Below are 22,291 nucleotides of genomic sequence, written 5' to 3' on the forward strand. Positions count from 1 at the left end.
AATGTAACGTCTCTAGTTCTGCTCTCCTGTGGTGAAACTAGTCTTCGACCCCTGTGTCAGGGCCGTTGGTAGTGAGCATACGTGATTTGGATCTCGGCGGGGCGGACGGGACGCTATCTTGCGGAAATTGTTGCCTGAGGCAGTTACAACGCAGGCAACTACAGCGTGGGCAGCTACAGCGTGACGGTGATCCAGTCACCGTCAATGGCGGCATGCAGCGGCACCAGGGGGCGCTGGGCCGGTCCGGTAATGACAGTCCCGTCCGCGGCCTGAAAGGACGATCCGTGACAGGGGCAGTCAAACTTTTTCCCGGCTGCCGCTACCGTACAGCCGGCGTGCGTGCAGACGGCGCTGTAGGCGAGGACCGACGTATCGTCCGGGCGGAACAGCACGATGTTCTTATCATTGGCTGTTGCACTGCCCGTGGTGCCGACGGCGATATCGGCCAAACGACCCACCCGGACGGGGGTTCCGCCGGCACTGGGAGTGGCCGACGGCATCTGCGCACCGGCCGGGGCGCCCTGCTGCGGAGAGCAGCCCGTCAGTGCCGCAATTGTGCCAGCGGCGGCACCTGCCGTCAGGAGGGAATGGTTCAGCAGGGTGCGGCGGTTTAGCGGAGCGCTCGAAGTCATGGATCCAGTCTGCCAGCTCTGACTGGGAAGTTTCCCACAGCCCAATCCCACCCGCCCGCCGGCCGTGGCCCCTGAGGTAGGGGCCGGCCCGCGGATTCGCCAGGGCTCAGGCAGCCAGCTCCGGGTGGAAGAGCCTGCCGTTGACGCGCTCGGACGCCCCCACCCGGTCCAGATACGGCGTGATGCCGCCCAGATGCATCGGCCAGCCGGCGCCGGTGATGACGCACAGGTCGATGTCCTCCGATCCGGCCACCACGCCCTCGGCGAGCATCCGGCCGATCTCGTCGGCCAAGGCATCCTGCGTGCGGATGAGCACTTCTTCGCTGGTGGAGGGAGTGTCGCCGAAGCTCAGCAGCGCCAGCGTCTCCTCGGACACAAACTGGCTGCCGTCGTCGTTCTTCTCCCACAGGCCCTTCTTGCCTGCATCGATCAACCGCTGTTGGTTCGCGGAGACGTGGAAGCGATCGCCAAAGGCTGCATGCAGGGATTCCTGCACATGCTGGCCCACGGGCACCCCCACCAGCGCGAGCAGGCCGAACGGGCTCATCGGCAGGCCCATCGGGCGCAGCGCATTGTCGGCGGTGACCGCATCGGTGCCCTCGTCGAAGACGGCAGTGATTTCGCCGAACATCCGGCCCAGAATGCGGTTGACCACGAAAGCGGCGGCGTCCTTGACCAGGACCGCCGTCTTCCGCAACGCCTTGGCCGTCTCGAAGGCGCTGGCCAGCACGGCGTCGTCTGTCTTCGGGGCGCGGACAATTTCCAGCAGCGGCATCACGGCTACCGGATTGAAGAAATGGAAGCCCACCAGCCGCTCGGGGTGCGCCAGGTCCTCGGCCATCGCGGTGACGGAGAGTGAAGAGGTGTTGGTGGCGAGGATGCAGGTTTCGGAAACCACGGCCTCCACCTCGGCGAAGACCTGCTTTTTGACTCTGAGTTCCTCAAAGACGGCTTCGATGACAAAGTCCACGTCCGCGAAGGCAGCCTTGGAGACGGAGCCGGAGACCAGCGCCTTGGTCCGGTTGGCGGCATCGGGGGAGATCCTGCCCTTGGCCAGCAGCTTGTCCACCTCCGTGTGCACGTAGCCCACGCCCTTGTCCACGCGGGCCTGATCGATGTCCGTCATGATCACCGGGACCTTGAGCTGCCGGGCGAAGAGCAGGGCTAGCTGGCTGGCCATCAGGCCGGCACCCACCACACCCACCTTGGTGACGGGGCGGGCCAGTTTTGCATCCGGTGCCCCGGCCGGACGCTTACCACGCTTCTGCACCAGGTCCAGGAAGGCATAGACGGTGGAGCGGAATTCGTCCGTGCCGATCAGGTCCGCGAGCGCGAGCTCTTCCTGGGCAAAGGACTCGGCCTTGGTGTAGTGCTTGCCCTCTTCCAGCAGGTTGATGACCCGTGCCGGAGCGGGGGCGGCGTTGGATGTCCTGTCTTCAACAAACTTACGGGCACCGGCGACGGCGGCATCCCAGGCCGCGCTGTTGGCTTCCGAGAGCGGTTCGGAGACCGCGTTGGGACGGTTCACCGTGACCTCGCCGGTGATGACCTTGGCGGCCCACGCGAGGGACTGTTCCACGAAGTCTGCCGGTTCGAAGAGGGCATCCGCAATGCCGAGTTTGAACGCGGCTGCGCCGCTGAGGGTGCGGTTGTTGCTCAGCGCGTTCTCGATCATCACCTTGACGGCGTTAGCCGGTCCGATCAGCCGGGGGAGCAGGTAGACCCCGCCCCAGCCGGGCACCAGGCCGAGGAACGCCTCCGGCAGTCCAATGGCGCCGGCACCGGTGGAAACGGTCCGGTAATTCGCGTTCAGGGCGATTTCCAGCCCGCCGCCGAGGGCGACGCCGTTGATGAAGACGAAGCTGGGGACCCCGATATCGTTCAGGGTGTTGTAGACGTCGTGGCCAAGGCTGGCCATTAAGACGCCGGACTCGCGGTCGTGCAGGCCTTTGACAGCGGAGAGGTCCGCACCGGCCACCAGGAAGTGCGGCTTGCCGGAGACGCCGACGCCGATGATTTCCCCCGCGGCTGCGCGGGCCCGCTGGGCCTCCAGCACACCCTTGAGCTCCACCAGCGTGTTGGGTCCAAGGGTGCTGGGCCGACGGTGGTCCAGGCCGTTGTCCAGCGTGATCAGGGCAAAGGTCCCGGCGCCGGGACGGCCATTGACCGCGGGGAGCTGAACGTCCTGCACATACGAGTGGGTGACCACTTCATCCGGAAAGAGCCCGGTAAGGGTGCTGTAGTCCTGCGCGCTCATGCTGCGTGCTCCTTTTCGTTGGCCGTGCCTGCTGCGTTGGCGGTGCCTGCTGCGCTGGCCGAGCCCGCTGCGCCCGCGACGTTCTGTGAAGTCGTGCCGTCCCAGTGCGGGTTTTCCCAGACTACGGTTCCTCCCATGCCCAGGCCGATGCACATGGTGGTGATGCCGTAGCGGACGCTGTGATCCTGCTCGAACTGGCTGGCCAACTGATTCATCAGGCGCACGCCCGAGGATGCCAGCGGATGCCCGACGGCGATAGCGCCGCCATAGCGGTTGACGCGCGGATCGTCGTCGGCGATGCCGAAGTGGTCCAAAAAGGACAACACCTGTACGGCGAACGCCTCGTTGATTTCGAAAAGCCCGATGTCCTCGATGCTCAGGCCGGCCATCTTCAATGCCTTTTCCGTCGCTGGGACGGGGCCGATGCCCATCACCTCCGGCTCGACGCCGGCAAAGGCGTAGGAGATCAGGCGCATTTTTACCTTCAGGCCCAGTTCCTCCGCAGCCTCGGCCGAGGCCAGCAGGGCTGCCGTGGCGCCGTCGTTCAAGCCCGCGGCATTGCCTGCCGTGACCCGGCCGTGGGCACGGAAGGGGGTGCGCAGGGACGCAAGGTCCTCCACCGTGGTGCCCGGACGCGGCGGCTCATCGACGGTGTTCAGTGCCCAGCCCTTTTCGGGCTTGAGCGTCGCGACGGGTACAAGGTCCGGCTGAATCAGGCCGTCCTGGTAGGCCTTGGCCAGCTTATTCTGGCTTCCGACGGCGAAGGCATCGGTGCGGTCCTTGGTGATGGCGGGGAAGCGGTCATGCAGATTCTCCGCAGTGTTGCCCATATTCAGTGCGGCCGGATCAACCAGGCGCTCGGACATGAACCGCGGATTGGGGTCGGCGCCCGAGCCCATGGGATGGTTTCCCATGTGTTCGACGCCGCCGGCGATGACGACGTCGTAGGCGCCGAAGCCGATGCCCGACGCCGTCGTCGTCACCGCGGTCATCGCGCCCGCACACATCCGGTCGATCGCGAAACCGGGGACGGACTTCGGCAGGCCCGCCAGCAGCGCGGCGGTGCGCCCGATGGTCAGGCCCTGATCGCCGGTCTGCGTGGTGGCGGCAATGGAAACTTCATCGACGCGTTCGGGTGGGAGCGAAGGATTGCGGCGCATCAGTTCCCGGATGCATTTGACCACCAAGTCGTCGGCCCGGGTGCCGGCGTAGATGCCCTTTTCGCCGGCCTTGCCGAAGGGTGTGCGGACGCCGTCGACGAAGACAACATCCCTTACTTGCCTGTTGTGGCTCACCTGTAACTCCTCATCGGGACATGGATGTAGGGTCCTGCATGCTGCCGGTGTGATGTTCGACGGCGTCACCGCCTATGTTACTAGACGGTAACTTAGCTGACAAGCGGAGCCGTTGAGCCTAATTGTATTGCCCTCCCGGGTGCGGCCAGGTGCGCGGGACTTTCGGTACGCGCAGTCGGCAAGTGGCTCGGCTGGCAGCTGGGCAAGCGGATCAATACGCGGATTCGGTGCCGTCGGCCACGAGCGCACAGCCTCAATGGGGGCTTGGGGGAGGATCGGTACAGGATTGAACGCTAAGGTATTTTGAGATGGAAGTATCGGGCTCCGTGGTCCGACCGTTGCCCATGAATGGTGGCAATTTCACAGTCCGGTTTGGCGGTTTTCGGGCATCCCGCAAGCCGCAATGGCTGCACCGCGGCACTGTTGGCTTCAGCCGGTCGGGCGAATGTAGTGGTAGACCGTTTCGCGACTGATGCCGAAATCGCGGGCCAGGACCGCTTTCGGCTCTCCGGCAGCGGCACGCCCCCAGCCAGTTCTGCCGCCTGCTCGGAGGACAGCGCCTTCTTGCGTCCCCGGTAAGCTCCCCGCTTTTTGGCCAGGACGGTCCCTTCCCACTGGCGTTCGCCGATGAGGGCCCGCTCGAACTCCGCGAACGCACCCACGACGGAGAGCATGAGGTTTGCCAGTGGTGAGCAGCAGCACTCGCCCTGGTCCTGGCCAGGCGCCGCACCCGAGCCGCCAAATAGACAATAACGCCGCAGGGCGCCGATCCGGGACATGTAAGTCTCCGGACCGGCCCCTGCGGTCACCGCACCCCAGGCGAGATTTTCAGGATGCTTTCCTGGTCGCGGTGGGCGGCTGGTTCGATGTGGAGGGTTGGGTCCCGGAGCTCCTGACGTCCGCAGGCGGGACCACTCCGGGCGGTGGTGGACTGTGCGCCACTCATTCGGTCCTGGTGGTTCCGGCCAGTCGTTGGATCAGGGTGAGGCCGGCGGGTGTGCCGGGCCAGTGGTGTTCCAGTGGTCCGTTGCCGGCTTTGCGGATAACGGAGCGCAGGACCAGGGCGGTGATGATGGCGTCGTCGGCGTATCCGATGACGGGCAGGAAATCGGGCACGAGGTCGATGGGCGAGGCGAGGTAGATCCGCAGCAGCACGAGCCGGACGCGGATTCCACGCGGCAGCGTCCGGTCGGCGGTGAGCCGGCGCAGCAGGGTGAGCAGGTCCGGCAGCAGCCGCAGGGCATCTCTCATGCCCACCGTAGCCGGATGTTTATGGGCGTAGAGGACCAGGAAGACCAGCCGGATTGCGTAGATCAGTACGATCCCGCCGATGACGGCGATGAGTGCGTCCCACCCGTTCATGCGGTGGTCTCGTCGCTGGTGTGGGTGAGGGCGTGGTGTGCTTCCCGTGCGGCGTAGTAGATGATCACGGCGCCGGCCAGCGGGTCCGCCCACCACCACCCGAAGAGGGCGTTCAGGACCAGGCCCGCCAGGACGGCACCGGCCAGGCACGCATCGATCAGGGTCACTTTCCCTTCTGCCGTGAGTACCGGGTTGCCCAGGGCTTGTCCGGTGCGGATTTTGCCCCAGGCCAGGGCGAGCTTGACCAGGAACGTCAGGCCCGTCCAGATGATGCCCAGCAGTGATACGCCCGGCCGGCCGCCGGTGGCGAAGACCACGATGAGCTGGATGATCAGGTAGACGACGAGGACGGCGAAACCGGCCCCGATCAGCCGCATCGCCCGGGCCTCCCGGTCCGCGTGGACGCCCTTGAGCTGCCACACCACCACGACGAGTGAGGCGAAGATCTCGATCAGTGAGTCCAGGCCGAAGCCGGCCAGGGCAGGGGAGCCGGCCTGGAGGGCGGCGGCGGCCAGGACCGCGAGTCCGATGACGTTCCAGCCGAGCGTGGCGTATTCCAGGCGCAGCCCGCGGCGCTGCAGCAGGCCGGTGCTCGTGATGGTGGCCGTGGGATCGGCACTGGTCATGAAGTGAGCCCGTTTCGTCAATGGGGGATGTGTTCCTGGTCGCGGTGCGCAGCCGGTTCGAGCTGGAAGGTGGAGTGTTCGACGGAAACGTCGAAATGCTCCGCCACGCATTTCTGCAGGTCCGCAAGGATTTCGGCGGCGTGTCCGTCCGTGAGGCATTCATCTTCGAGGGTGACGTGGCCGGTGATGACGGGGGTGCCGGAGCCTATGAGGCTGGCATGGAGGTCGTGGACATCAATCACGTGCGGCAGCGCCAGGATATGTTCCCGGACCGATGTCAGGTCCAGGCCCTTGGGCGTGCTTTCGAGCAGCACGTCGGCGGTGTCCTTGAGCAGGCGCAGGGTCCGGGGAATGATCAGCACACCGATCAGCACAGACACCAGGGCATCGGCGCGGGTCCACCCGGTTAGGGCAATCACGACGGCGGCAGCGATCACGGCGAGGGAGCCGAGGGCGTCGTTGAGGACTTCCAGGAACGCGGCCCTGAGGTTGAAGTTATGGTGCCGCCCCGAGGCCAGGATGATCAGCCCTACCGCGTTTCCGGCCAGTCCGATGATGCCGAAGACCAGCATCAGGGAAGAGCCGACCTCCGGGGGGGGGTGTCCCTATGTTTTTGTCAAGCCGCTTTTGGGGTTTTTTTCTTCGTAGATGCTCATGTCTCTGAGCATGGCGAAGAGCATGTCGCAGCGGCGCCGGGCCAGGGCGATCAGGGCCTGGTTGTGGCGTTTCCCTTGGGCGCGTTTTCGGTCGTAGTAGTCCCGTGAGGTGGGGTCCTTGAGGGCGGCGAACGCGGACAGGAAGAGAGCGCGCTTGAGGATCTTGTTGCCCTTCCTGGAGGGGTGGTCTCCCCGGATGGACGTCCCTGATCGCCAGGTCACCGGCGCCAGTCCGGAATAGGAGGCCAGATGCCCGGCGGTGGCGAAGTGTTTACCGACGACTTCGGTGAGGATCCTGGCTTCGGTCCTGATCCCGACCGCCGGTATCGAGCTCAGGACGAGGTGAAGAGGGTGGGCCTCCACGAGCGCCTCGACCCGGGTATGGACTTCGACACGGGCTTTACGCAGACCGGCGAGCATGCCTGCCAGTTGGGGCAGCACGATGCCGGCTCCGGCGGTGCCGGCGACGACCACGGTTTGCTCGCCGAGGGCGGTAAAGATATCGGCTGCCCAGTGTTTGCCTGCCCGCGGGGCGAACTTGGCCAGGTACGTGGCCACCCGTGCCTGGCCGGCGGTCTTCAGTGCGGTGGGGGTCGGATATTTCACCAGCAGCTCCGCCATTGCCGGGTGGTCCAGGTGTGCGCCGATCACCCGTTCGAGGGCCGGGTGGATCTGGGTCAGAAGCCCGCGGATACGGTTTGATGTAGCGGTGGTCTGCTGGGTCAGATCATCATCAAAACCGCACAGCATCGACAGCTCGGCGATCTGCTCATCGGCGACCTCGATCGAGCGCAGGGTGTGCGGCATCGTCCGGGCTGCCTCGGCGATGATGTACGCGTCCCGGGCATCGGTTTTAGCCTCGCCGGGGTGCAGATCCGCGATCCGGCGCATCGCCAACCCGGGCAGGTAACCGACCAGGATTCCGGCGGCCCGGGCCGTCGCCACCGGCAGCGCACCAATGGTGGCGGGCTGGTCCACGACCAGCAGTAGCGTGCCGTTTTTGGCCAGTGTGTCGATGATCGCCCGCAGCTTCGCTTCGTCCTGAGGCAAAGCCTTATCGAGCAGCTTCTTCCCGGATTTATCCAGCGCCACCGCGTGGTGATTGCTCTTGCCGACATCGACTCCGATGAAGACATCGATACTCTCGTAATCCTTAATCAACCTCAAAACCTCCCGCATCCGAGACCTGTAAAACAGCGCTGGTCTGTCCTGCGGCGACAAGAGTCGGCATCCACGTTACGGCTGACCTGCCACGATAAAAACTGCCGCTGGTCCGGTCCCTATTAGCGATCCCCTGACACCTATCGGATCCCGGTGACATCACCCCCCGGATCATTGAAGACTGGGGGCATAAATCATGCCGGGAACCAACAGGCCAGCAACCCAATTCTTACTCAATTAGGGGCTACTAAAAAGGTAACGGGGGGGGTCGATGAGCCGGCGGATGCCTTCGTAGATCACGAATCCGCCGACGATGAGCAGCAGGCCCGCCTGCAGTGCCGCGGCGAGGATCTCGGCGTGGGCGTAGCCCCAGGTCCTTTTCGCGGTGGCCGGGCTTCAGGGCAAGGGAGGCCGCGATCAGGGCGATCAGCAGCCCGGCCGCGTCGGTGAGCATATGCCCGGCGTCGGCCAGCAGCGCCAGGCTGCCGGTCATCACCGTGCCGATGACTTCGGCGGCCATCACCAGCAGGGTCACCGACAGGACAAGGATCAAACGGGTCTGGTTCTTCACCGGGTCCACGGCATGGGAATGCTCAGCGCTCACCGGGTGTACTTCCTGATCTGTAGGCAGGTCCGGTTTGATCATCCGTGTGGCAGGCTCCGTCGGGGCCGCAGCAGGAGTCCTGCACCGCCGCTTCCTCGGTGACGTCCCGCCAGGCGGGGGCGGCGCAGCAGCCATCTCCCCGGAAGGCGTCCAGACCTTCCTTGACCGCGAGGCCGGCGATGACCAAAGCGGCGACCGGGTCGGCCCAGGTCCACCCCCACAGGGTATTGACCAGGAGACCGAGGAAGACCACGCCGGAAAGGTACGTACACAGCAGGGTCTGCTTCGAATCCGCCACAGCACTCCGGGACCCCAGTTCCCTCCCGGTGCGCCGTTGTCCGTAGGAGAGCAGCGGCATGATCAGCAGGCTCAGCGCCGTCAGGCCGAGACCCACAGGGGAATCAACGGGCTCGTCGACGCCGAGGAACTTCAGCCCGGCGGTGACCACCAGATAGACGGCCAGCACGAAAAAAGAGAATGCCACGACCCGCAGGGCCGTTTTTTCCCGTTCTTCGGGGTCGCGGCCGGCGAACTGCCACGCGACGGCGGCGGCGGAGAGCACCTCCACGACCGAATCCAGGCCGAACCCGATCAGCGCGACCGAGGACGCCGCCGTCCCGGCGGCAATGGCGACGATCGCCTCGATGACGTTGTAGCTGATGGTCGCGGCCACGAACCAACGGATCCGCCGGTTCAGGACCCTGCGTCGGTCAACGGTGAGGACACTCATACGGCGCATTCCTCGATCGGGCAGGAACAGATCGGGTCGACCGTCAGGATCACCGCAAGCAGATCCTCGAGCGCGTGGGCGAGCTTCGTATCGGAGAGTTCGTAGCGGACCCGCCGCCCGACAGGTTCCGCGACCACGAGCCCGCAGTCCCGCAGACAGGCCAGGTGGTTCGAGAGTATCTGTCTGCTCACTCCGATCGAATTGGCGAGGTCCGCCGGAAAAGCGCCGCCGTCCTTGAGCACCATTAGGATCGAGGACCTGGTCGGATCAGCCAGAGCCTTGCCGAAACGGGCCAGGACTGCCGTGGACGAAAGGGTCTCCATGAAACCCAATAGTACAGAGAATCATGTATTCATAAAATCCTGTACGCTGCTGCGGTTTCGACAACACGGTGCCGACGCTGCAGGAAACCTTTCTCGGTTTCGCCGTCTCCCTGACCCTGGCGTGGGCCCTTGCCGTCGCCATCGACTTCTCACCGTGGCTTCGCCGAGCCCTGATGCCCCTGCTGGTGGCATCCCAGACCATACCCATCATCGCCATTGCCCCGCTGATGATCATCTGGTTCGGCTTCGGTCTGATGCCAAAGATCATGGTCATCGCCTTGGTCACGTTCTTTCCGGTGACCGTCGGCCTGATCGACGGCTTCAACCTCACCGATCGTGACGTGGGCAATCTGCTGCGCAGCATGGGCGCCAACCGGTGGAAGCAATTCGTCTATGTACGCCTTCCATCGGCTCTTCCTTCCTTCTTCACAGCCCTGCGGATCGGCATTGCCTACGCTGTTACGGGCGCCATTTTCGCCGAGTACATTGGCGCCCGGGAAGGGTTGGGTATCTACATGGTCACGATGAAAAACTCGTTCCGCACCGACGTCGTACTGGCAGCAGTCGCAGTCACCGCTTTCCTTAGTGTGGGCCTGTTCCTGCTGACCTACGCCGCCGAGCGGCTGATCATCCCCTGGCACTCCAAGGAACGCAGGAACCGCCATGTCTGAAACCACCGCTGCCGCACCCAGGGTCGAAGTACGTGCAATTACCAAATCCTTCGAGCTGGGCCACGGACAATCCCGTCCCGTCATCAACAAAGTCGATTTCTCCGCACAACAAGGAGAATTCCTTGCCATCATCGGTCCCAGCGGATGCGGAAAGAGCACCCTGTTCAACATCATGGCCGGCCTGGAAAAACCCCGCGACGGCGAAATCCTCATCGACGGGCGCCCCGTCACCGGGGAACGTGAACACTTCGCCTACATGCCGCAAAAAGACCTCCTCTTTCCTTGGCGCACTATCCTCCAGAACACCGCCCTGGGCCTGGAAGTCCGCGGCGGAAGAGCTCTCCGGAGGAATGCGGCAAAGGGCCGCACTGCTGCGCACGGTGGTCCAGGACCGTGACGTCCTATTACTGGATGAGCCCTTCGGTGCCCTCGATTCCCTCACCCGCACCGACATGCAGGCGTGGCTTCAAGATGTCTGGTCCCACAACTCCTGGACCGCGGTCCTGATCACCCACGACATCCGTGAAGCGATCTACCTGGCCGACCGGGTCGTCGTACTCAGCCCCCGGCCCGCCTCCGTGCGCCTAAACCTCCCCATCGACCTGCCCAGACCACGTCAGCTGTCGATGATGGCTTCGGCCCGGTTCGCCCACTACGAACTCCAACTCCTCGAAACCCTTCACCGCCCCGGCAACCCTGTCCCGGACGGTATTGGATGATCGGAACCGCCGCCATGCCGTGGTGGCTCTCTTACGGTGGGGCGCCAGCAGCCGGGCGGTCCAGCCCCAGATGACCGCGCAGCGTCGAGGCGGTGTAGCGGGTGCGGAAGAGTCCCCGGCGCTGGAGGACGGGGATGACGTCATCGACGAACTCGTCCAGGGAATCGGGCAGCAGCGGGGGCATCAGGTTGAACCCGTCAGCGCCCCCGGAGCGGAACCAGAGCTCCATCTGGTCAGCGATCTGCTCCGGCGTGCCGACCATGGTGCAGTGGCCCCCTCCTGCGGCCAGGCGCCCCAGCAACTGCCGCACGGTGGGACGTTCGGTTTCAATAATGCGCAATATGGTGGCATAACGGCCCTGCGGCCCAGTAAATTCTGCCGCCGGTGGCAGGGACGGCACGGGGGCGTCCAGCTCCCAGCCGGTACAGTCCTGCTGCACGAACGTGCCCAGCTGTGTCAGGGATTCTCCGGTGGGCAGCAGCGCATCCGTCCGGTCCTGTTTGGCCCGGGCTTCGGCCGCGGTGGAGCCCACATACGTCACCAATCCGGGCATGATCGCTACCTTCTGCGGATTACGCCCGGCAGCAGCGATCCGCTGTTTCATATCCGCATAGTAGGCCTGGGCGCTGGGAAGATCGTAGGCCACGGCGTAAATCCCTTCCGCGTACCGGGCGGCAAGATCCCGGCCGGCCCCGGAAGCACCGGCCTGGAACAGCACGGGGCGTCCCTGCGGGCCCCGGGGCACATTCAAGGGCCCCTCCACCCGGAAGTGGTCCCCCTCATGATGCAACGGCCGGACCAGGGCCGGATCGGCATAGAACCCGGCCCTGTCCCGAACCAGCGCATCATCAGCCCAAGAGTCCCACAACCCCAGCGCTACCTCAATGAACTCCGCAGCGCGGCCGTAGCGCTGCGCGTGGCCGGGCATCGCTTCCAGCCCGTGATTGCGGGCTTCAGCATCGAACATCGACGTGACCACGTTCGCCCCGATCCGCCCGGCACTGATGTGATCCAGGGAGGCGAGCATCCGGGCAGCATGAAAAGGGGAATAAAAGGTCGCCGAGACGGTGCTGATAAGCCCGATGTTTTCCGTTGCCCGGGCCATGGCCGCCAGCGCGGTCAACGGTTCCAGAAACCATCTCGGCCCGGCGCCGACGTCACCGGCGGACTGCCCGTCGGCGAAAAACACGGCATCGAACAAGCCGCGTTCGGCGCTTTGTGCGAGCCGCTCATAATAGCCGATCTCTCCGAGCTGCTCCAGCGGCGATCCGCGCCGCCGCCACGCAGCACCGTGGTGGCCGGCTCCCAGCAGGAAAGCGTTCAAATGCAGTTGCCGATTCCCGTTCATCGCCAGGGCGCCTAGTCCATGACCAGTCCGCCGTCGACCACCAGGTTCTGCCCGGTAACCGACCGCGCCCAAGGCGAGGCGAAAAACAAGATGGCATCGGCGAACTCGGCCGGGGTGGTGACCTTACCCAGGGGGGTCGAAGCGGCAATGTAGTCAAAGACCTCCTCCGGGGTTGCGGCGCTGGCATCAGTGGTGCGCAGCAGGCCGCCGGAGACCATGTTCACGGCAATATTGTGCTGCCCCAGATCCTTGGCCATGGTGCGCGTCAAGGACAGCAGGGCGGCCTTGGCCGCGGTGTAGTCGTGGTACGGGACCACCGGGTTCTGGAACAGATTGGTCCCAACGTTGATGATGCGCCCAAACCCGTGGCCGCGCATCCCCTCCAAAGCCTGCTGGGTCGTGGTCAAAGCACCCCGGACACTGCCGGCGAACTGTGCCTCGAACTCCGCCCATGAAATATCCCCGGCACCGGAGCGGGCATCCCCGTTAAACGAGAAATCGGCCAGCGCATTATTGACCACAGTGGTGACGGCGGAACCGAAATGGGACCTGGCCTGCTCCAGCAAAACCGACACCTGACCGGCGTCGGTGACGTCAGCCTGCAGAGCAACAGCGCGCTCGGGGCCATAACCGGCGGCCAGTTCCCCGGCGGCTTCGGCACTGCGGCGGTAATTGATGACCACCCGCGCCCCCCGGCCCGCGAACGCCTGCACAATACTGCTGCCCAGGCCCCGCCCGCCGCCGGTCACAAGAACAATTTGTTCTGCCAGTTCCATCAGTTTCTTCACCTTCGGATAAGGCGAAAGGATGCGATCCGGACGCCAGGACCGTGCGAACCGTTGCAGGACATCCCTTCGCTAGTGTCAACTAGATCAGGTTCAACGGGTGTCATCTCAGCCGGGCCAATAAAGCCGCCCGGCACCCCGTGTCACTGGGAGCGAGTATATACCCAGCCCGCGGCCAAACCAGCGCCCGCACCTGGCCGTGCGGCCGCCGTGCCCTGCCCGAACCGCTTCCCAAACGGCTCCCGTCCCGGACACCGCGGCGCGACCACCGGACCTCCCGTACCGCGGGCACCGGTACCCCCGTGGACCGGCCGGCCCTGCAAACCACCAAAACAGACACCTCCAATAACCGCATCAACATACAGCGCCCCTCAGAGGTGGGTAGCGTCGGAACCGTCAGAGCCCGGTACCCCCGCGGACGGCTCCGGGAGCGGGTGTTCAGCCGGAATGGGCACGGTTGGGTTCCATAACTGGTGAAAATGATGGATCGGACCTGCGCCTGAACCGACATGCAGTTCCCCGGCATGAAGCAGACTGTCCTGCAGCCACGCTTTGGTCACCGTCAAGGCCTCTGTCCAATCACCAAAGCGCGCCTGCAGGGTAGCCATGGCGGAGGACATGGAGCATCCCGTCCCATGCGTATTGGCCGTGTCCACCCGCGGGGTAGTGACCTCATAAACCTCCCGGTTACCGGTCAGCCGTCCGGCAGCATCCACCAGCGCATCCGGGCAGTCCGTACCCTCCAGATGGCCGCCCTTGACGAGGACGATGACGTTTCTGGCCGCAGAAAGCCGGCTCCCCTGCTCAAGAGCCTGCTCCCAGGTACGCGCCGTGGGTTCCCTGAGCAGGACACCGAGTTCTGGCAGATTCGGGGTGACCAGGTCCGCACGGTACAGCAACCGACCCAAAGCCTCCTCAGCTCCTGGATCCAGCAGCCGGTCGCCGCTGGTGGCGATCATCACCGGGTCCAACACCACAACCGGCGCCACGCTACGGCGAAGCCACGAATCAACCTCATCGATGATCCGGCACTGCCAAGCATCCCGATCTTGACGGCGTCGATCGTGACGTCGTCACTGACAGCGTCCAGCTGTTCATGAAGGAAAGGCGCCGGAGGCATATGTACCGAACGGACACCGTGAGTATTCTGGGCGACCAGTACCGTCACGACGGCCATACCGTATCCTCCGTGCGCGGCAATGCTCTTCAAATCTGCCTGGATTCCGGCGCCGGCGGTCGGGTCCGTGCCCGCAATGCTCAGAACACGGGGAACGAATGTCCCCATCGGACCACTCCTTCAAAACAGATTCAGCGACGCACCGTAAATCATCGGCCGCAAGCACTGAGGCATGTTTCTGTACCTCTTCAGCGATTGAACAGCCACCCTCAACCATCCCACGCTGCCGGCCCATGCGCGTTAACGGTGAAACGTCCGGTTGTAGAAGCCACACATATAGTCTCCCATCACAAAACCCCGATAAGCCTGGATGATGCAGCTTCGCGTAACTGTTCATCCCTCAGCTCAACCGGACACTCCGAACGTCGACCGGATCAGGATCCGGTGGCGGGATAGTGCCGCCGACTCGATCCTAAGCACCAGTTTTCCGCCCATTGGATTCCGGGTCAGCGAAGTCAACATAGCCATATGCCACGCTGATCTCCCGTGTATGCCCATGCTGCGTCGGCAGGCGCTGGGCATAGCCCTTCACTACCGAAGCGTCACCAACAGCCAAACCCTTATCGTTGAATCCTGTACCGATCTTCCCCAAGCCCCCAATGGTGCGGTTTCGCTCCAGATGGTCCTTCAGGCTGCCCCGGCCGCGTCGTGGGCGACGCGGCCGGGGACATCCGCCGCGAGGCTGGTGTGCGCAGCCGTTCCCACGCCAGTCTTGATCTTGGGTTCCTTGGGGGGCAACGGAGCCGGGTGCAGGAACGCCTCGGTCAGCACCGGGGCGGTCAGGGAAATCTGCCACGGACGTGCGCCCAGCTCGGAAAGCTGTTCGGAGACCGTTGTCGTGTTGATGAGGGCGGGCGGTCGCCAGCTGGCCCGGCGCAGATAATCAGGCGTCAGCAGATTCTCCACCGGAATATTAAGTTCATCGGAAAGATTCGCCAGCTGCGGACGCACGGTGGCAAGGCGGGCTGCAGCCTCCGGGTCCCGGTCCGCCCAGATGCGTGGGGGTGGAGGAGCGTTTGTCGGAAGCTGCAGCGGCGGTAGATCAGTGAGATCCCGGGCCGTAGCGATCGTTTTCAGCCACCGCGGGGCTTCCTTCTTCGCCGCCCGGCCATGGAACCCGGGAACCGCCAGCAGCTGCGGCACGGTGACGGGCATCGCCTTCGCCGCGGCCACCAGTGCAGAATCGGGGATTAGTCGGCCCGGGGCGACGTCGCGCTTTTGGGCCAGCTGATCACGCTCCTGCCACAGCTCACGGACGGCGGCCAGTTGACGGCGGTCACGAAGCTGATGAACCCCTGACGTGCGGCGCCAGGCCTCCGCCCGGGGCGCCGGAACTCCTGCGGCGAGGATTGCGGCGAATTCCTCCTCCGCGTAGCCGAGCTTTCCGTCGGCTTCGAGCAGTTCGACGAGTTCATCACGGAGCTCGGCCAGGACCTCCACGTCCAGGGCCGCGTAGCGCAGCCACGGTTCGGGCAGCGGCCGGGTTGACCAGTCGGCGGCAGAGTGCTCCTTGGCGAGGCCGAAGCCGAGCAGCTGTTCGATCACCGCGGCCAGGCCCACCCGCGGCAAACCGGCGATCCGGGCCGCCAGTTCGGTGTCAAAGAGTTTGTCCGGCCACATGCCCAGCTCCAACAGACAGGGCAGGTCCTGGCTGGCGGCGTGCAGGATCCATTCCACCCCCCGCAGCGCCTCGTCGACGATCCTCAGGTCGTTCAGCGGTTCCGGGTCGATGAGCCAGGTCCCGGCGCCCTCGCGGCGGATCTGAATCAGGAAGGCCCGCTGGCCGTAGCGGTAGCCGGAGGCCCGTTCGGCATCTACTCCGGCCGGACCAGATCCCGCGGCCAGGGCGGCCGCACAGCGCTGGAGTCCCTCCTGGCTGGAGATCACCAGCGGAACGCCGTCACGGGGGGCGTCCAGCTCAATCACGGCCGGGAGACCGGAGATTTCCTCGCTGAGCTCGCCGGCCGTCATCGTGGCCGCGTCCGCGGGAGAGGCAGCGGAGGAATCAGCCGCCTCCGGAATTGCTTCCCCGGTCTGCGGATTCTTTGCCGCCCGGGGAGTCCTGGCGCTGCGTTTTCTGGTGCGTTTTTCGGTATGAGGGGTGGTCATGATGATCCCAGTCTACTGAAGGCTGGCTCCGTGGCGGTCCGCATGTTCAGTTGCGCCGCTTGGCAGGTAGTGCCGTGACGCCTTCGGGCAGCGGCGGAAGGCCGGCGAAGGTGCAGATCATCTCGGACCAGGCCTGAAGATGGGAGCCGACATCGGCAGATGCGGGCGTCCACGAGGCCCGTAGCTCAATGTCGATCGAATCGGGTCGTCCGGAAAGGCTCCCGTAACTCTCCGAAAGGATTCTGGTTGCGGTGCCGCCCGCGGCCCGGTACGGCGCGTTGTGGTTCTCCAGCGCGTCCACCAGCCAGGTCCAGGCGACAGAGCACAGCATCGCGTCGTTGCCCATGTCCGGCTCGAGTTGCGCACGGATGTAGGTGACGATTCTAAAGGTCCCGTCCCAGAGTTCGGAACCCTGCGGATCGTGCAGCAGAATGAAACGCCCGGTGGCCAGTTCCGGGGCATCCTGTGCGGCGGCCATCAGGGCAGGTCCGTGCACTGCGCGTACGGACCCGCCCGTGCGGGCTGGTCCCGCGCCGGTCCCTTCCGCAGCTGTCAGGCCGGCACCGACCGCTGCGGCACCGATTGCTCCGGTGCCTTTCACCTCGGCGCCGAGGGCGACGGCGAAGGGTGCAAGCCGCGACGGCGCCGGAATCTCTTCCAGTCGCAGCTCGCTCCGACATTGTGCTTCCCGAAGGGTTTCCAAGGCCGTCAGGAATTCTGAGGGTACCTGTGCTATGGCGCTCACATTGGCAGGTTATGCCGCGCCGACGGCAATACACGGCAGGCGCGCCGATATCCCCGTCCCCTCCGTTGCCCCACGCTCCCGCCCCTCGCTCCCAACTGAGTAGCAGTAGGTGCACTCAAATCACTGATTTGAGTGCACCTACTGCTACTCAGTTGGGGAATGTCTACCAGTTGGGAGGGATGCCGCGTGGGGAAACGGGGCGCGGAGCGGGTGGGGGAGTGGGGGGTTGGGCGCGGGCGGGTTGGGGAATACGGGGTGGCGGGGAGGTCAGCCGAGTTCGCGGCGGATGGCCGCGAGGAATGCGTCCACGTCCGCCTCGGTGGTGTCGAAGCCGCACATCCAACGCACCTCGCGGGCCGCCTCGTCCCAGTCGTAGAAGCGGAAGGACTCCCGCAGCTTGTCCGCCGCGCCGGCAGGGAGCACGGCAAAGACGCCGTTGGACTCGGTGTCCTGGGTGGGGCGAACGGCGTCGATTCCCTCCACGCCGGTCCGCAGCCGGGTGGCCATCGCGTTGGCATGCCGGGCGGAGCGCAACCACAGATCCCCTTCGAGCAGGGCGAGGAACTGGGCCGAGATGAAGCGCATCTTGGACGCGAGCTGCATGTTCATCTTGCGCAAAAACAACAGGCCGGACGTCGCTTCGGGATTTAGCGCCACCACGGCTTCCCCGTACATCATGCCGTTTTTGGTCCCGCCGAAGGACAACACGTCCACGCCCGCATCGGAGGTGAACGCGCGCAGCGGCAGCTCCAGGTGGGCGGCCGCATTGGCCAGACGCGCGCCGTCCATGTGCAGTTTCATGCCGCGGGCGTGCACATGATTGGCAATCGCGCGGACCTCCGTCGGCGTGTAGCAGGTGCCCATCTCGGTGGTTTGAGTGATGGAAACCGCCAGCGGCTGGGCACGGTGCTCATCGCCCCATCCCCAAGCCTCGCGGTCTATCAACTCCGGCGTGAGTTTGCCGTCCGGCGCCGGGACGGCGAGCAGCTTCATGCCCCCCACGCGCTCCGGGGCGCCGTTCTCATCCATGTTGATATGAGCCGTCCGGGCGCAGACAACCGCACCCCAGCGCGGTAGTACCGACTGCAGGCCGAGCACGTTGGCACCGGTACCGTTGAACACCGGAAAGACCTCGACGCCGGGACCGAAGTGGCCGCGCATGACCTCCTGCAGCCGGGTGGTGTAAACGTCCTCACCGTAGGAGACCTGATGGCCCTCGTTGGCCGCGGCCAGTGCCTGCAGGACCTCCGGGTGCACGCCGGAGTAGTTGTCAGAGGCAAACCCCCGCACGGACGCATCATGCAGCCGGCCTCCCGACTGGGTGGGAGCCACCCGGCCGGTCGTGTCGGGCACAGGGTTCTCTGCCGCCGGGTTATCGGGCACTGCGTTCTCTCCCGTCGCGTTATCGGGCACTGCCTTTTCGGTCACTGCATGCTCGGTCACGGGTTCGGGTCCGCCTTTTCTAGAGGATCTTACGGCGGCCATTGAGGCCGGCCGCGGGGTGGGAAAACAGTGCCAGGAATTCCTGGGCCAGCAGGGAAACATCGGTGAAGCCGGGGAAGCTGCGCTGCGGCGCGGCGGCGCGCATGGCGTCGTCCACCAGAGCCTTGACCACCAGGACGACGGCGGCGCCCTGGCTTGCGTCGGTGGCGAATGCGTCCGCCACCGCCAGCGTCCAAGCCTCGGCCGCCGCCTTGATGGCGGCATAGTTGGCGTTACCCGCCGTCGGAGCGGTGACCGAGGTGCTGGAGACAATGGCCAGCCGGCCGACGGGTGAGGCGGCCAGATCCGGATAGAAGGCGCGGGTGGTGTTGCGCAGGGTGGTCAGCACGCTGCGGTGCAGGAAGTCCCAATCAGCGTCGCTTTGAGCGGCCAGGCCCTTGCCGCCGCGCCAGCCTCCCACCAGATGGACCAGGCCGTCCACCGGCCCGTGCTCGGCATGGATCCGCCCGGCCAGCGCCGCCACCTCGGACGCGTCCGCCAGGTCGCAGACCAAGCCGGTGGCCCCGGTCATTCCGGCGACGGCGGCGCTGATCCGGGAGGCATCCGAGCCGACCGAGAGCACTCGCATGCCCGCTCCGGTGAGGACCCGCGCGGCGGCAATGCCGGCGGGGCTGCTGCCCCCGGCGATCAGCACGGTGCGCTGCCGCCGGGGTTCTTCCAATCCGTTCACAGCTCCCAGCGTAGCCACTCAGGCGGCCGCGCGCTCGTCAGTTCCGGCCGCAGACGCGTCCTGGGTTTCTCCGGTGATGCCCGCGGTGGATTCGATCACGGAGCGCATTTTCTTTTCCAGCGCCTCATAGAACATGGAGAGCGGGAATTCATCGTCCAGCACCTGATCCGTTAGGCCCCGCGGGGCGCCGGCCAGCGGAAGCGCGTCGGGTCCCTTGGCCCAGACGGACCCGGGATTGGGCGTCACGGTGGCCGAGACCAGCTGGTAGGCGGCAAGCCAGTGTGCCTTCTTCGGCCGGTCGATGGAGCGCCAATACAGGTCCTCGATGGCCGTGCCCAGGGCAATAACGACGTCGGGCACTTCGTCCCAGTCGATGGAGAGTTTGGTGTCCGTCCAGTGCAGTACATGGTGCTGATGCAGCCAGGCGAACAGCAGCTGTCCGCCGAGCCCGTCGTAGTTGCGGACCCGGCTGCCGGTGATGGCAAAGCGGAAGATGCGGTCGAAGATCACGGCGTACTGCACGAGTTTGGCGTGCCGGCGCGCCTGGGGTGAGGCGTCGTCGTCGTGCTCCACCTTCACCGACTCGCGGAAGGCAGTCAGATCGCAGCGCAGCTCCTCCAGCGAATACAGGAAGAAGGGCATCCGCTGCTTGATCATGAACGGATCGAAGGGCAGCTCGCCGCGCATATGCGTGCGGTCGTGGATCAGGTCCCACATGACGAACGTTTCCTGGGCCAGCTGCTGGTCATCGAGCAGCGCCGCGGCGTCCGCCGGCAGCTCGAGCGAGGTGGTGGCGGCGGCAGCACGCAGCACGCGGCGGAACCGGGCTGCTTCGCGGTCGGCAAAAATGGCACCCCAGGTGAAGGTCGGAGTCTCGCGTACCGCGACGCTCTCCGGGAAAAGCACTGCGGAATTGCTGTCATAGCCGGCGGTGAAGTCCAGGAATCGGACCGGGACGAAGAGCTTGTTGGAGTACGCGCCGGATTCCAACTCGGCGACGAAGTCCGGCCAGACCACCTCGATCAGCACCGCTTCCACCAGCCGGCTGGTGCTGCCGTTCTGGGTGTACATCGGGAAGACCACCAGATGGCCCAGCCCGTTGACGCGCTCGGCGGCAGGAGAGAAGGCGAGCAGCGAATCCAGGAAGTCCGGGACGCCGAAGCCTGAGTCCCGCCAGTGGCCAAAGTCCTTCACGAGCAGCCGCAGATACGCAGAGTCGTGCGGGAAGTGCGGGGCCAGGGTCTCGATGGAGCGGCAGATGATGCCGACATGTTCCGCGGCGCCGGCATGATCGGCCGCTTCGGGAACTGAGCCGTCCTTGATCTGCAGCGGCTGCAGAGCGCTTGCTGCCGCCTTAAGCGCCAGCCAGTCGGCGCTGCCGGCAACGTCCGAGGCGCTCAACTGCGCCGCGCCGGGCTGAGCAGTAGTGGGCTGTCCGCCGGCCGGCTGTTCGGCGCTGAACGGCTTGCTGCTGAACTGCCCGCTGCTGAACTGCCCGCGGTTGAACTGTTCGCGGTTGAACTGTTCGCGGTTGACCTGTTCGGTGTTGAACTGTTCGGTGGGAAGGGGGGTCGTCTTGAGTGTCTCGGTCACGTTGCCGGTCCTTTCATGTCTGGCGCCCGGTCCGGGAAATGGCCGGCCCTGGCGACTGCCGGAATGTCCCGAGCGTATCAAGGCAACAGCAAGCCTTATCTCAAATAATCCCTCTCATTAGAAAGAGTTATGCTCATGGGAGCAAAAAGCGGCGCTGGCCCAGCGTTTGGAGTGCTGGACGCGCCGCTGCTGCCGGAGGGCCCGATCCCGGCGGGTCGGACCTCGGGCGATCGGACGCCGGAACCCCGACGGCCCGGCGCCGGCGGCCGGATCCGGATGGCCGTCGAAAACGCCGCCCGGTTAGGACGCCGGGACGAGCTTCAACGACACGGAATTAATGCAGAACCGCTGATCCGTCGGATTGCCAAGGCCCTCGCCCTCGAAGACATGCCCCAGGTGCGAGTCGCAGGTGGCGCAGCGGACTTCCACGCGGTCCATGCCCAGTGACCTGTCGTGAATGTAGCGGACGTTCCCCTCGGCCAAGGGAGCCCAGAAGGAAGGCCAGCCGCAGGAGGAATCAAACTTTTCCCCGCTGGTGAACAGTTCCGCCCCGCAGGCGCGGCACTGGTACACGCCCTGGGTGTGTGTGTCCCAGTATTCGCCGGTGAACGGCCGCTCGGTCCCTGACCGGCGCAGCACATCGAACTCCGCGGGTGTGAGTTCATCGCGCCACTGCTGATCGGTCTTTGCCGCTTGAGGTGACGCTGCTTCCGGCGTCACGGCTGGCACGGATTCGGGAGTCTTCTCAATATTGCTCATAATCGCTCCAACGTTTAAGAGTCGCCAATAAATCCCGAGCCCGCGTACAGGTGCAGCACCGGTAGGCCGAGCTTATGCTGCGCCTGACTGGCCCAGTCCCGGCGGAAGGTATCTGCGAGGGCATGCGGACGGGTCACGACGACGGCCTGCCGTGCCTGCGTTTCGTTGACTTTGGCCACCAGAGAGGCGACGGCGTTTCCCTCGGCTACGGCGCCGGTCACCTTGGTGCCGGCGTTCCGCAACGTGGTAAGGGAAATCTCCAGGGTGTGCGCGGCCTCGGCACGGACGGCCGCCTGATCGGGGGCCTTTTCCCGCAGTTCACGCAGGGCACCGGGCAGATCCAGCATAGTCAGCTGATCCACGACGTCGACGAGCAGGTTCCGTTTGGTGTCCGCGGGGACCAGTACCAGCAGCTCAACATCGTCGTCGTCTTCGTAGAGTCGGGTGATGTTTTCCGCGTCGATGTCGCCCAAGGGCTCCTCGGTCAGAATAATGATCGAATCAGTCATGGCCTAAGCGTATGCCAGCGGAGGGCTGCACCGGCATCCTTGGCCGGCTCCGATGAC

The 22,291-nt window shown here is 65.2% G+C and carries 21 protein-coding genes, 4 pseudogenes and 1 riboswitch; of the genes and pseudogenes, 3 read left to right on the top strand and 22 right to left on the bottom strand.

Going from position 1 to position 22,291, the window contains the following annotated elements:
* Positions 1 to 173 precede the first annotated feature (173 nt).
* From ACLLJI_RS06970 to ACLLJI_RS07025, 12 genes and pseudogenes are all read right to left on the bottom strand, one after another.
* Positions 174 to 632, bottom strand: a complete 459-nt coding sequence (locus ACLLJI_RS06970) for a ubiquinol-cytochrome c reductase iron-sulfur subunit (protein WP_434619538.1) — start codon at positions 630 to 632, stop codon at positions 174 to 176.
* 106 nt (positions 633 to 738) lie between these two features.
* On the bottom strand, positions 739 to 2,889 hold the full coding sequence (locus ACLLJI_RS06975) for a 3-hydroxyacyl-CoA dehydrogenase NAD-binding domain-containing protein (protein ID WP_434619541.1): 2,151 nt from the start codon (positions 2,887 to 2,889) through the stop codon (positions 739 to 741).
* Entirely contained in the window at positions 2,886 to 4,184 is a 1,299-nt protein-coding gene (locus ACLLJI_RS06980; protein ID WP_434619544.1) for a thiolase family protein, read from the bottom strand. The genes ACLLJI_RS06975 and ACLLJI_RS06980 overlap by 4 nt, the downstream gene beginning before the upstream one ends.
* A 429-nt stretch (positions 4,185 to 4,613) precedes the next feature.
* Positions 4,614 to 4,876 (bottom strand): annotated as a pseudogene (locus ACLLJI_RS06985) (helix-turn-helix domain-containing protein); the annotation flags it as partial.
* A gap of 250 nt (positions 4,877 to 5,126) precedes the next feature.
* Positions 5,127 to 5,546, bottom strand: coding sequence for a YkvA family protein (locus tag ACLLJI_RS06990; RefSeq protein ID WP_434619547.1), 420 nt, complete (start codon positions 5,544 to 5,546; stop codon positions 5,127 to 5,129).
* Positions 5,543 to 6,172: a cation transporter gene (locus tag ACLLJI_RS06995; protein WP_434619550.1), complete on the bottom strand. Its 630-nt coding sequence runs from the start codon at positions 6,170 to 6,172 to the stop codon at positions 5,543 to 5,545. The genes ACLLJI_RS06990 and ACLLJI_RS06995 overlap by 4 nt, the downstream gene beginning before the upstream one ends.
* A 17-nt stretch (positions 6,173 to 6,189) precedes the next feature.
* Positions 6,190 to 6,768 (bottom strand): annotated as a pseudogene (locus ACLLJI_RS07000) (cation diffusion facilitator family transporter); the annotation flags it as partial.
* Between the two features lie 9 nt (positions 6,769 to 6,777).
* Complete coding sequence (locus tag ACLLJI_RS07005) at positions 6,778 to 8,007, bottom strand: IS110 family transposase (RefSeq protein ID WP_434613454.1); 1,230 nt, start codon at positions 8,005 to 8,007, stop codon at positions 6,778 to 6,780.
* A 219-nt stretch (positions 8,008 to 8,226) separates the two neighbouring features.
* Complete coding sequence (locus tag ACLLJI_RS07010; RefSeq protein WP_434621322.1) at positions 8,227 to 8,340, bottom strand: hypothetical protein; 114 nt, start codon at positions 8,338 to 8,340, stop codon at positions 8,227 to 8,229.
* A gap of 76 nt (positions 8,341 to 8,416) precedes the next feature.
* Positions 8,417 to 8,635 (bottom strand): annotated as a pseudogene (locus ACLLJI_RS07015) (cation transporter); the annotation flags it as partial.
* Complete coding sequence (locus ACLLJI_RS07020; protein ID WP_434619553.1) at positions 8,583 to 9,323, bottom strand: cation diffusion facilitator family transporter; 741 nt, start codon at positions 9,321 to 9,323, stop codon at positions 8,583 to 8,585. The pseudogene ACLLJI_RS07015 and the gene ACLLJI_RS07020, both read right to left, overlap by 53 nt.
* The gene (locus tag ACLLJI_RS07025; RefSeq protein WP_434619556.1) at positions 9,320 to 9,646 is read right to left on the bottom strand and encodes an ArsR/SmtB family transcription factor; all 327 of its coding nucleotides are present in this window, start codon (positions 9,644 to 9,646) and stop codon (positions 9,320 to 9,322) included. Before ACLLJI_RS07025 ends, ACLLJI_RS07020 begins: the two co-directional genes overlap by 4 nt.
* A gap of 68 nt (positions 9,647 to 9,714) precedes the next feature.
* Here ACLLJI_RS07025 and ACLLJI_RS07030 point away from each other — a divergent pair, with 68 nt between their 5' ends.
* The 3 genes from ACLLJI_RS07030 to ACLLJI_RS07040 are packed head-to-tail and all read left to right on the top strand — an operon-like array spanning position 9,715 to position 11,036.
* A complete protein-coding gene (locus ACLLJI_RS07030; protein WP_434619559.1) occupies positions 9,715 to 10,317 on the top strand; it encodes an ABC transporter permease in 603 nt (200 codons plus the stop codon).
* On the top strand, positions 10,310 to 10,714 hold the full coding sequence (locus tag ACLLJI_RS07035) for an ATP-binding cassette domain-containing protein (RefSeq protein ID WP_434619562.1): 405 nt from the start codon (positions 10,310 to 10,312) through the stop codon (positions 10,712 to 10,714). The genes ACLLJI_RS07030 and ACLLJI_RS07035 overlap by 8 nt, the downstream gene beginning before the upstream one ends.
* Entirely contained in the window at positions 10,668 to 11,036 is a 369-nt protein-coding gene (locus tag ACLLJI_RS07040) for a hypothetical protein (protein ID WP_434619565.1), read from the top strand. The genes ACLLJI_RS07035 and ACLLJI_RS07040 overlap by 47 nt, the downstream gene beginning before the upstream one ends.
* A gap of 31 nt (positions 11,037 to 11,067) precedes the next feature.
* Here ACLLJI_RS07040 and ACLLJI_RS07045 read toward each other — a convergent pair whose 3' ends face one another.
* The 10 genes and pseudogenes from ACLLJI_RS07045 to ACLLJI_RS07090 form a co-directional block, all read right to left on the bottom strand.
* Positions 11,068 to 12,384: an LLM class flavin-dependent oxidoreductase gene (locus ACLLJI_RS07045; RefSeq protein WP_434619568.1), complete on the bottom strand. Its 1,317-nt coding sequence runs from the start codon at positions 12,382 to 12,384 to the stop codon at positions 11,068 to 11,070.
* Positions 12,385 to 12,395: 11 nt separating this feature from the next.
* Positions 12,396 to 13,160 carry a 3-oxoacyl-ACP reductase gene (locus ACLLJI_RS07050; protein WP_434614440.1) on the bottom strand — a complete coding sequence of 255 codons (765 nt, stop codon included), beginning with the start codon at positions 13,158 to 13,160 and terminating at the stop codon, positions 12,396 to 12,398.
* A gap of 56 nt (positions 13,161 to 13,216) precedes the next feature.
* Positions 13,217 to 13,320, bottom strand: a riboswitch (TPP riboswitch).
* Positions 13,321 to 13,630: 310 nt separating this feature from the next.
* A pseudogene (gene thiD / locus ACLLJI_RS07055) lies at positions 13,631 to 14,454 on the bottom strand (bifunctional hydroxymethylpyrimidine kinase/phosphomethylpyrimidine kinase); the annotation flags it as partial.
* 519 nt (positions 14,455 to 14,973) lie between these two features.
* Positions 14,974 to 16,317 (bottom strand): HRDC domain-containing protein, encoded by a 1,344-nt coding sequence (locus tag ACLLJI_RS07060; RefSeq protein WP_434621325.1) that lies wholly within the window; start codon positions 16,315 to 16,317, stop codon positions 14,974 to 14,976.
* A 184-nt stretch (positions 16,318 to 16,501) separates the two neighbouring features.
* Positions 16,502 to 17,200, bottom strand: a complete 699-nt coding sequence (locus ACLLJI_RS07065) for a DUF3000 domain-containing protein (protein ID WP_283560229.1) — start codon at positions 17,198 to 17,200, stop codon at positions 16,502 to 16,504.
* Between the two features lie 267 nt (positions 17,201 to 17,467).
* The gene (locus tag ACLLJI_RS07070) at positions 17,468 to 18,532 is read right to left on the bottom strand and encodes a threonine aldolase family protein (RefSeq protein ID WP_434621328.1); all 1,065 of its coding nucleotides are present in this window, start codon (positions 18,530 to 18,532) and stop codon (positions 17,468 to 17,470) included.
* Positions 18,533 to 18,662: 130 nt separating this feature from the next.
* The gene (locus tag ACLLJI_RS07075; protein WP_434619572.1) at positions 18,663 to 19,373 is read right to left on the bottom strand and encodes an SDR family NAD(P)-dependent oxidoreductase; all 711 of its coding nucleotides are present in this window, start codon (positions 19,371 to 19,373) and stop codon (positions 18,663 to 18,665) included.
* Positions 19,374 to 19,391: 18 nt separating this feature from the next.
* Positions 19,392 to 20,774, bottom strand: coding sequence for a DUF6421 family protein (locus ACLLJI_RS07080; protein ID WP_434621331.1), 1,383 nt, complete (start codon positions 20,772 to 20,774; stop codon positions 19,392 to 19,394).
* Positions 20,775 to 21,266: 492 nt separating this feature from the next.
* Positions 21,267 to 21,725 (bottom strand): peptide-methionine (R)-S-oxide reductase MsrB, encoded by a 459-nt coding sequence (msrB, locus tag ACLLJI_RS07085; protein WP_283560227.1) that lies wholly within the window; start codon positions 21,723 to 21,725, stop codon positions 21,267 to 21,269.
* A 14-nt stretch (positions 21,726 to 21,739) separates the two neighbouring features.
* On the bottom strand, positions 21,740 to 22,234 hold the full coding sequence (locus ACLLJI_RS07090; RefSeq protein ID WP_434619576.1) for a hypothetical protein: 495 nt from the start codon (positions 22,232 to 22,234) through the stop codon (positions 21,740 to 21,742).
* Positions 22,235 to 22,291 lie beyond the last annotated feature (57 nt).

The organism is Arthrobacter sp. A5 (genome assembly GCF_051131705.1).
Taxonomy (GTDB): Bacteria; Actinomycetota; Actinomycetes; order Actinomycetales; family Micrococcaceae; genus Arthrobacter_M.

Excerpts from the sequence above, each read along its gene's own strand:
- ACLLJI_RS07035 (WP_434619562.1), top strand. The coding sequence starts at position 10,310 with ATGTCTGAAACCACCGCTGCCGCACCCAGGGTCGAAGTACGTGCAATT.
- ACLLJI_RS07045 (WP_434619568.1), bottom strand. The coding sequence starts at position 12,384 with ATGAACGGGAATCGGCAACTGCATTTGAACGCTTTCCTGCTGGGAGCC.
- ACLLJI_RS06970 (WP_434619538.1), bottom strand. The coding sequence starts at position 632 with ATGACTTCGAGCGCTCCGCTAAACCGCCGCACCCTGCTGAACCATTCC.
- ACLLJI_RS07005 (WP_434613454.1), bottom strand. The coding sequence starts at position 8,007 with ATGCGGGAGGTTTTGAGGTTGATTAAGGATTACGAGAGTATCGATGTC.
- ACLLJI_RS07050 (WP_434614440.1), bottom strand. The coding sequence starts at position 13,160 with ATGGAACTGGCAGAACAAATTGTTCTTGTGACCGGCGGCGGGCGGGGC.
- ACLLJI_RS07020 (WP_434619553.1), bottom strand. The coding sequence starts at position 9,323 with ATGAGTGTCCTCACCGTTGACCGACGCAGGGTCCTGAACCGGCGGATC.
- ACLLJI_RS07060 (WP_434621325.1), bottom strand. The coding sequence starts at position 16,317 with ATGACGGCCGGCGAGCTCAGCGAGGAAATCTCCGGTCTCCCGGCCGTG.
- ACLLJI_RS06995 (WP_434619550.1), bottom strand. The coding sequence starts at position 6,172 with ATGACCAGTGCCGATCCCACGGCCACCATCACGAGCACCGGCCTGCTG.
- ACLLJI_RS07090 (WP_434619576.1), bottom strand. The coding sequence starts at position 22,234 with ATGACTGATTCGATCATTATTCTGACCGAGGAGCCCTTGGGCGACATC.
- msrB (WP_283560227.1), bottom strand. The coding sequence starts at position 21,725 with ATGAGCAATATTGAGAAGACTCCCGAATCCGTGCCAGCCGTGACGCCG.
- ACLLJI_RS07040 (WP_434619565.1), top strand. The coding sequence starts at position 10,668 with ATGCGGCAAAGGGCCGCACTGCTGCGCACGGTGGTCCAGGACCGTGAC.
- ACLLJI_RS06975 (WP_434619541.1), bottom strand. The coding sequence starts at position 2,889 with ATGAGCGCGCAGGACTACAGCACCCTTACCGGGCTCTTTCCGGATGAA.
- ACLLJI_RS07025 (WP_434619556.1), bottom strand. The coding sequence starts at position 9,646 with ATGGAGACCCTTTCGTCCACGGCAGTCCTGGCCCGTTTCGGCAAGGCT.
- ACLLJI_RS06990 (WP_434619547.1), bottom strand. The coding sequence starts at position 5,546 with ATGAACGGGTGGGACGCACTCATCGCCGTCATCGGCGGGATCGTACTG.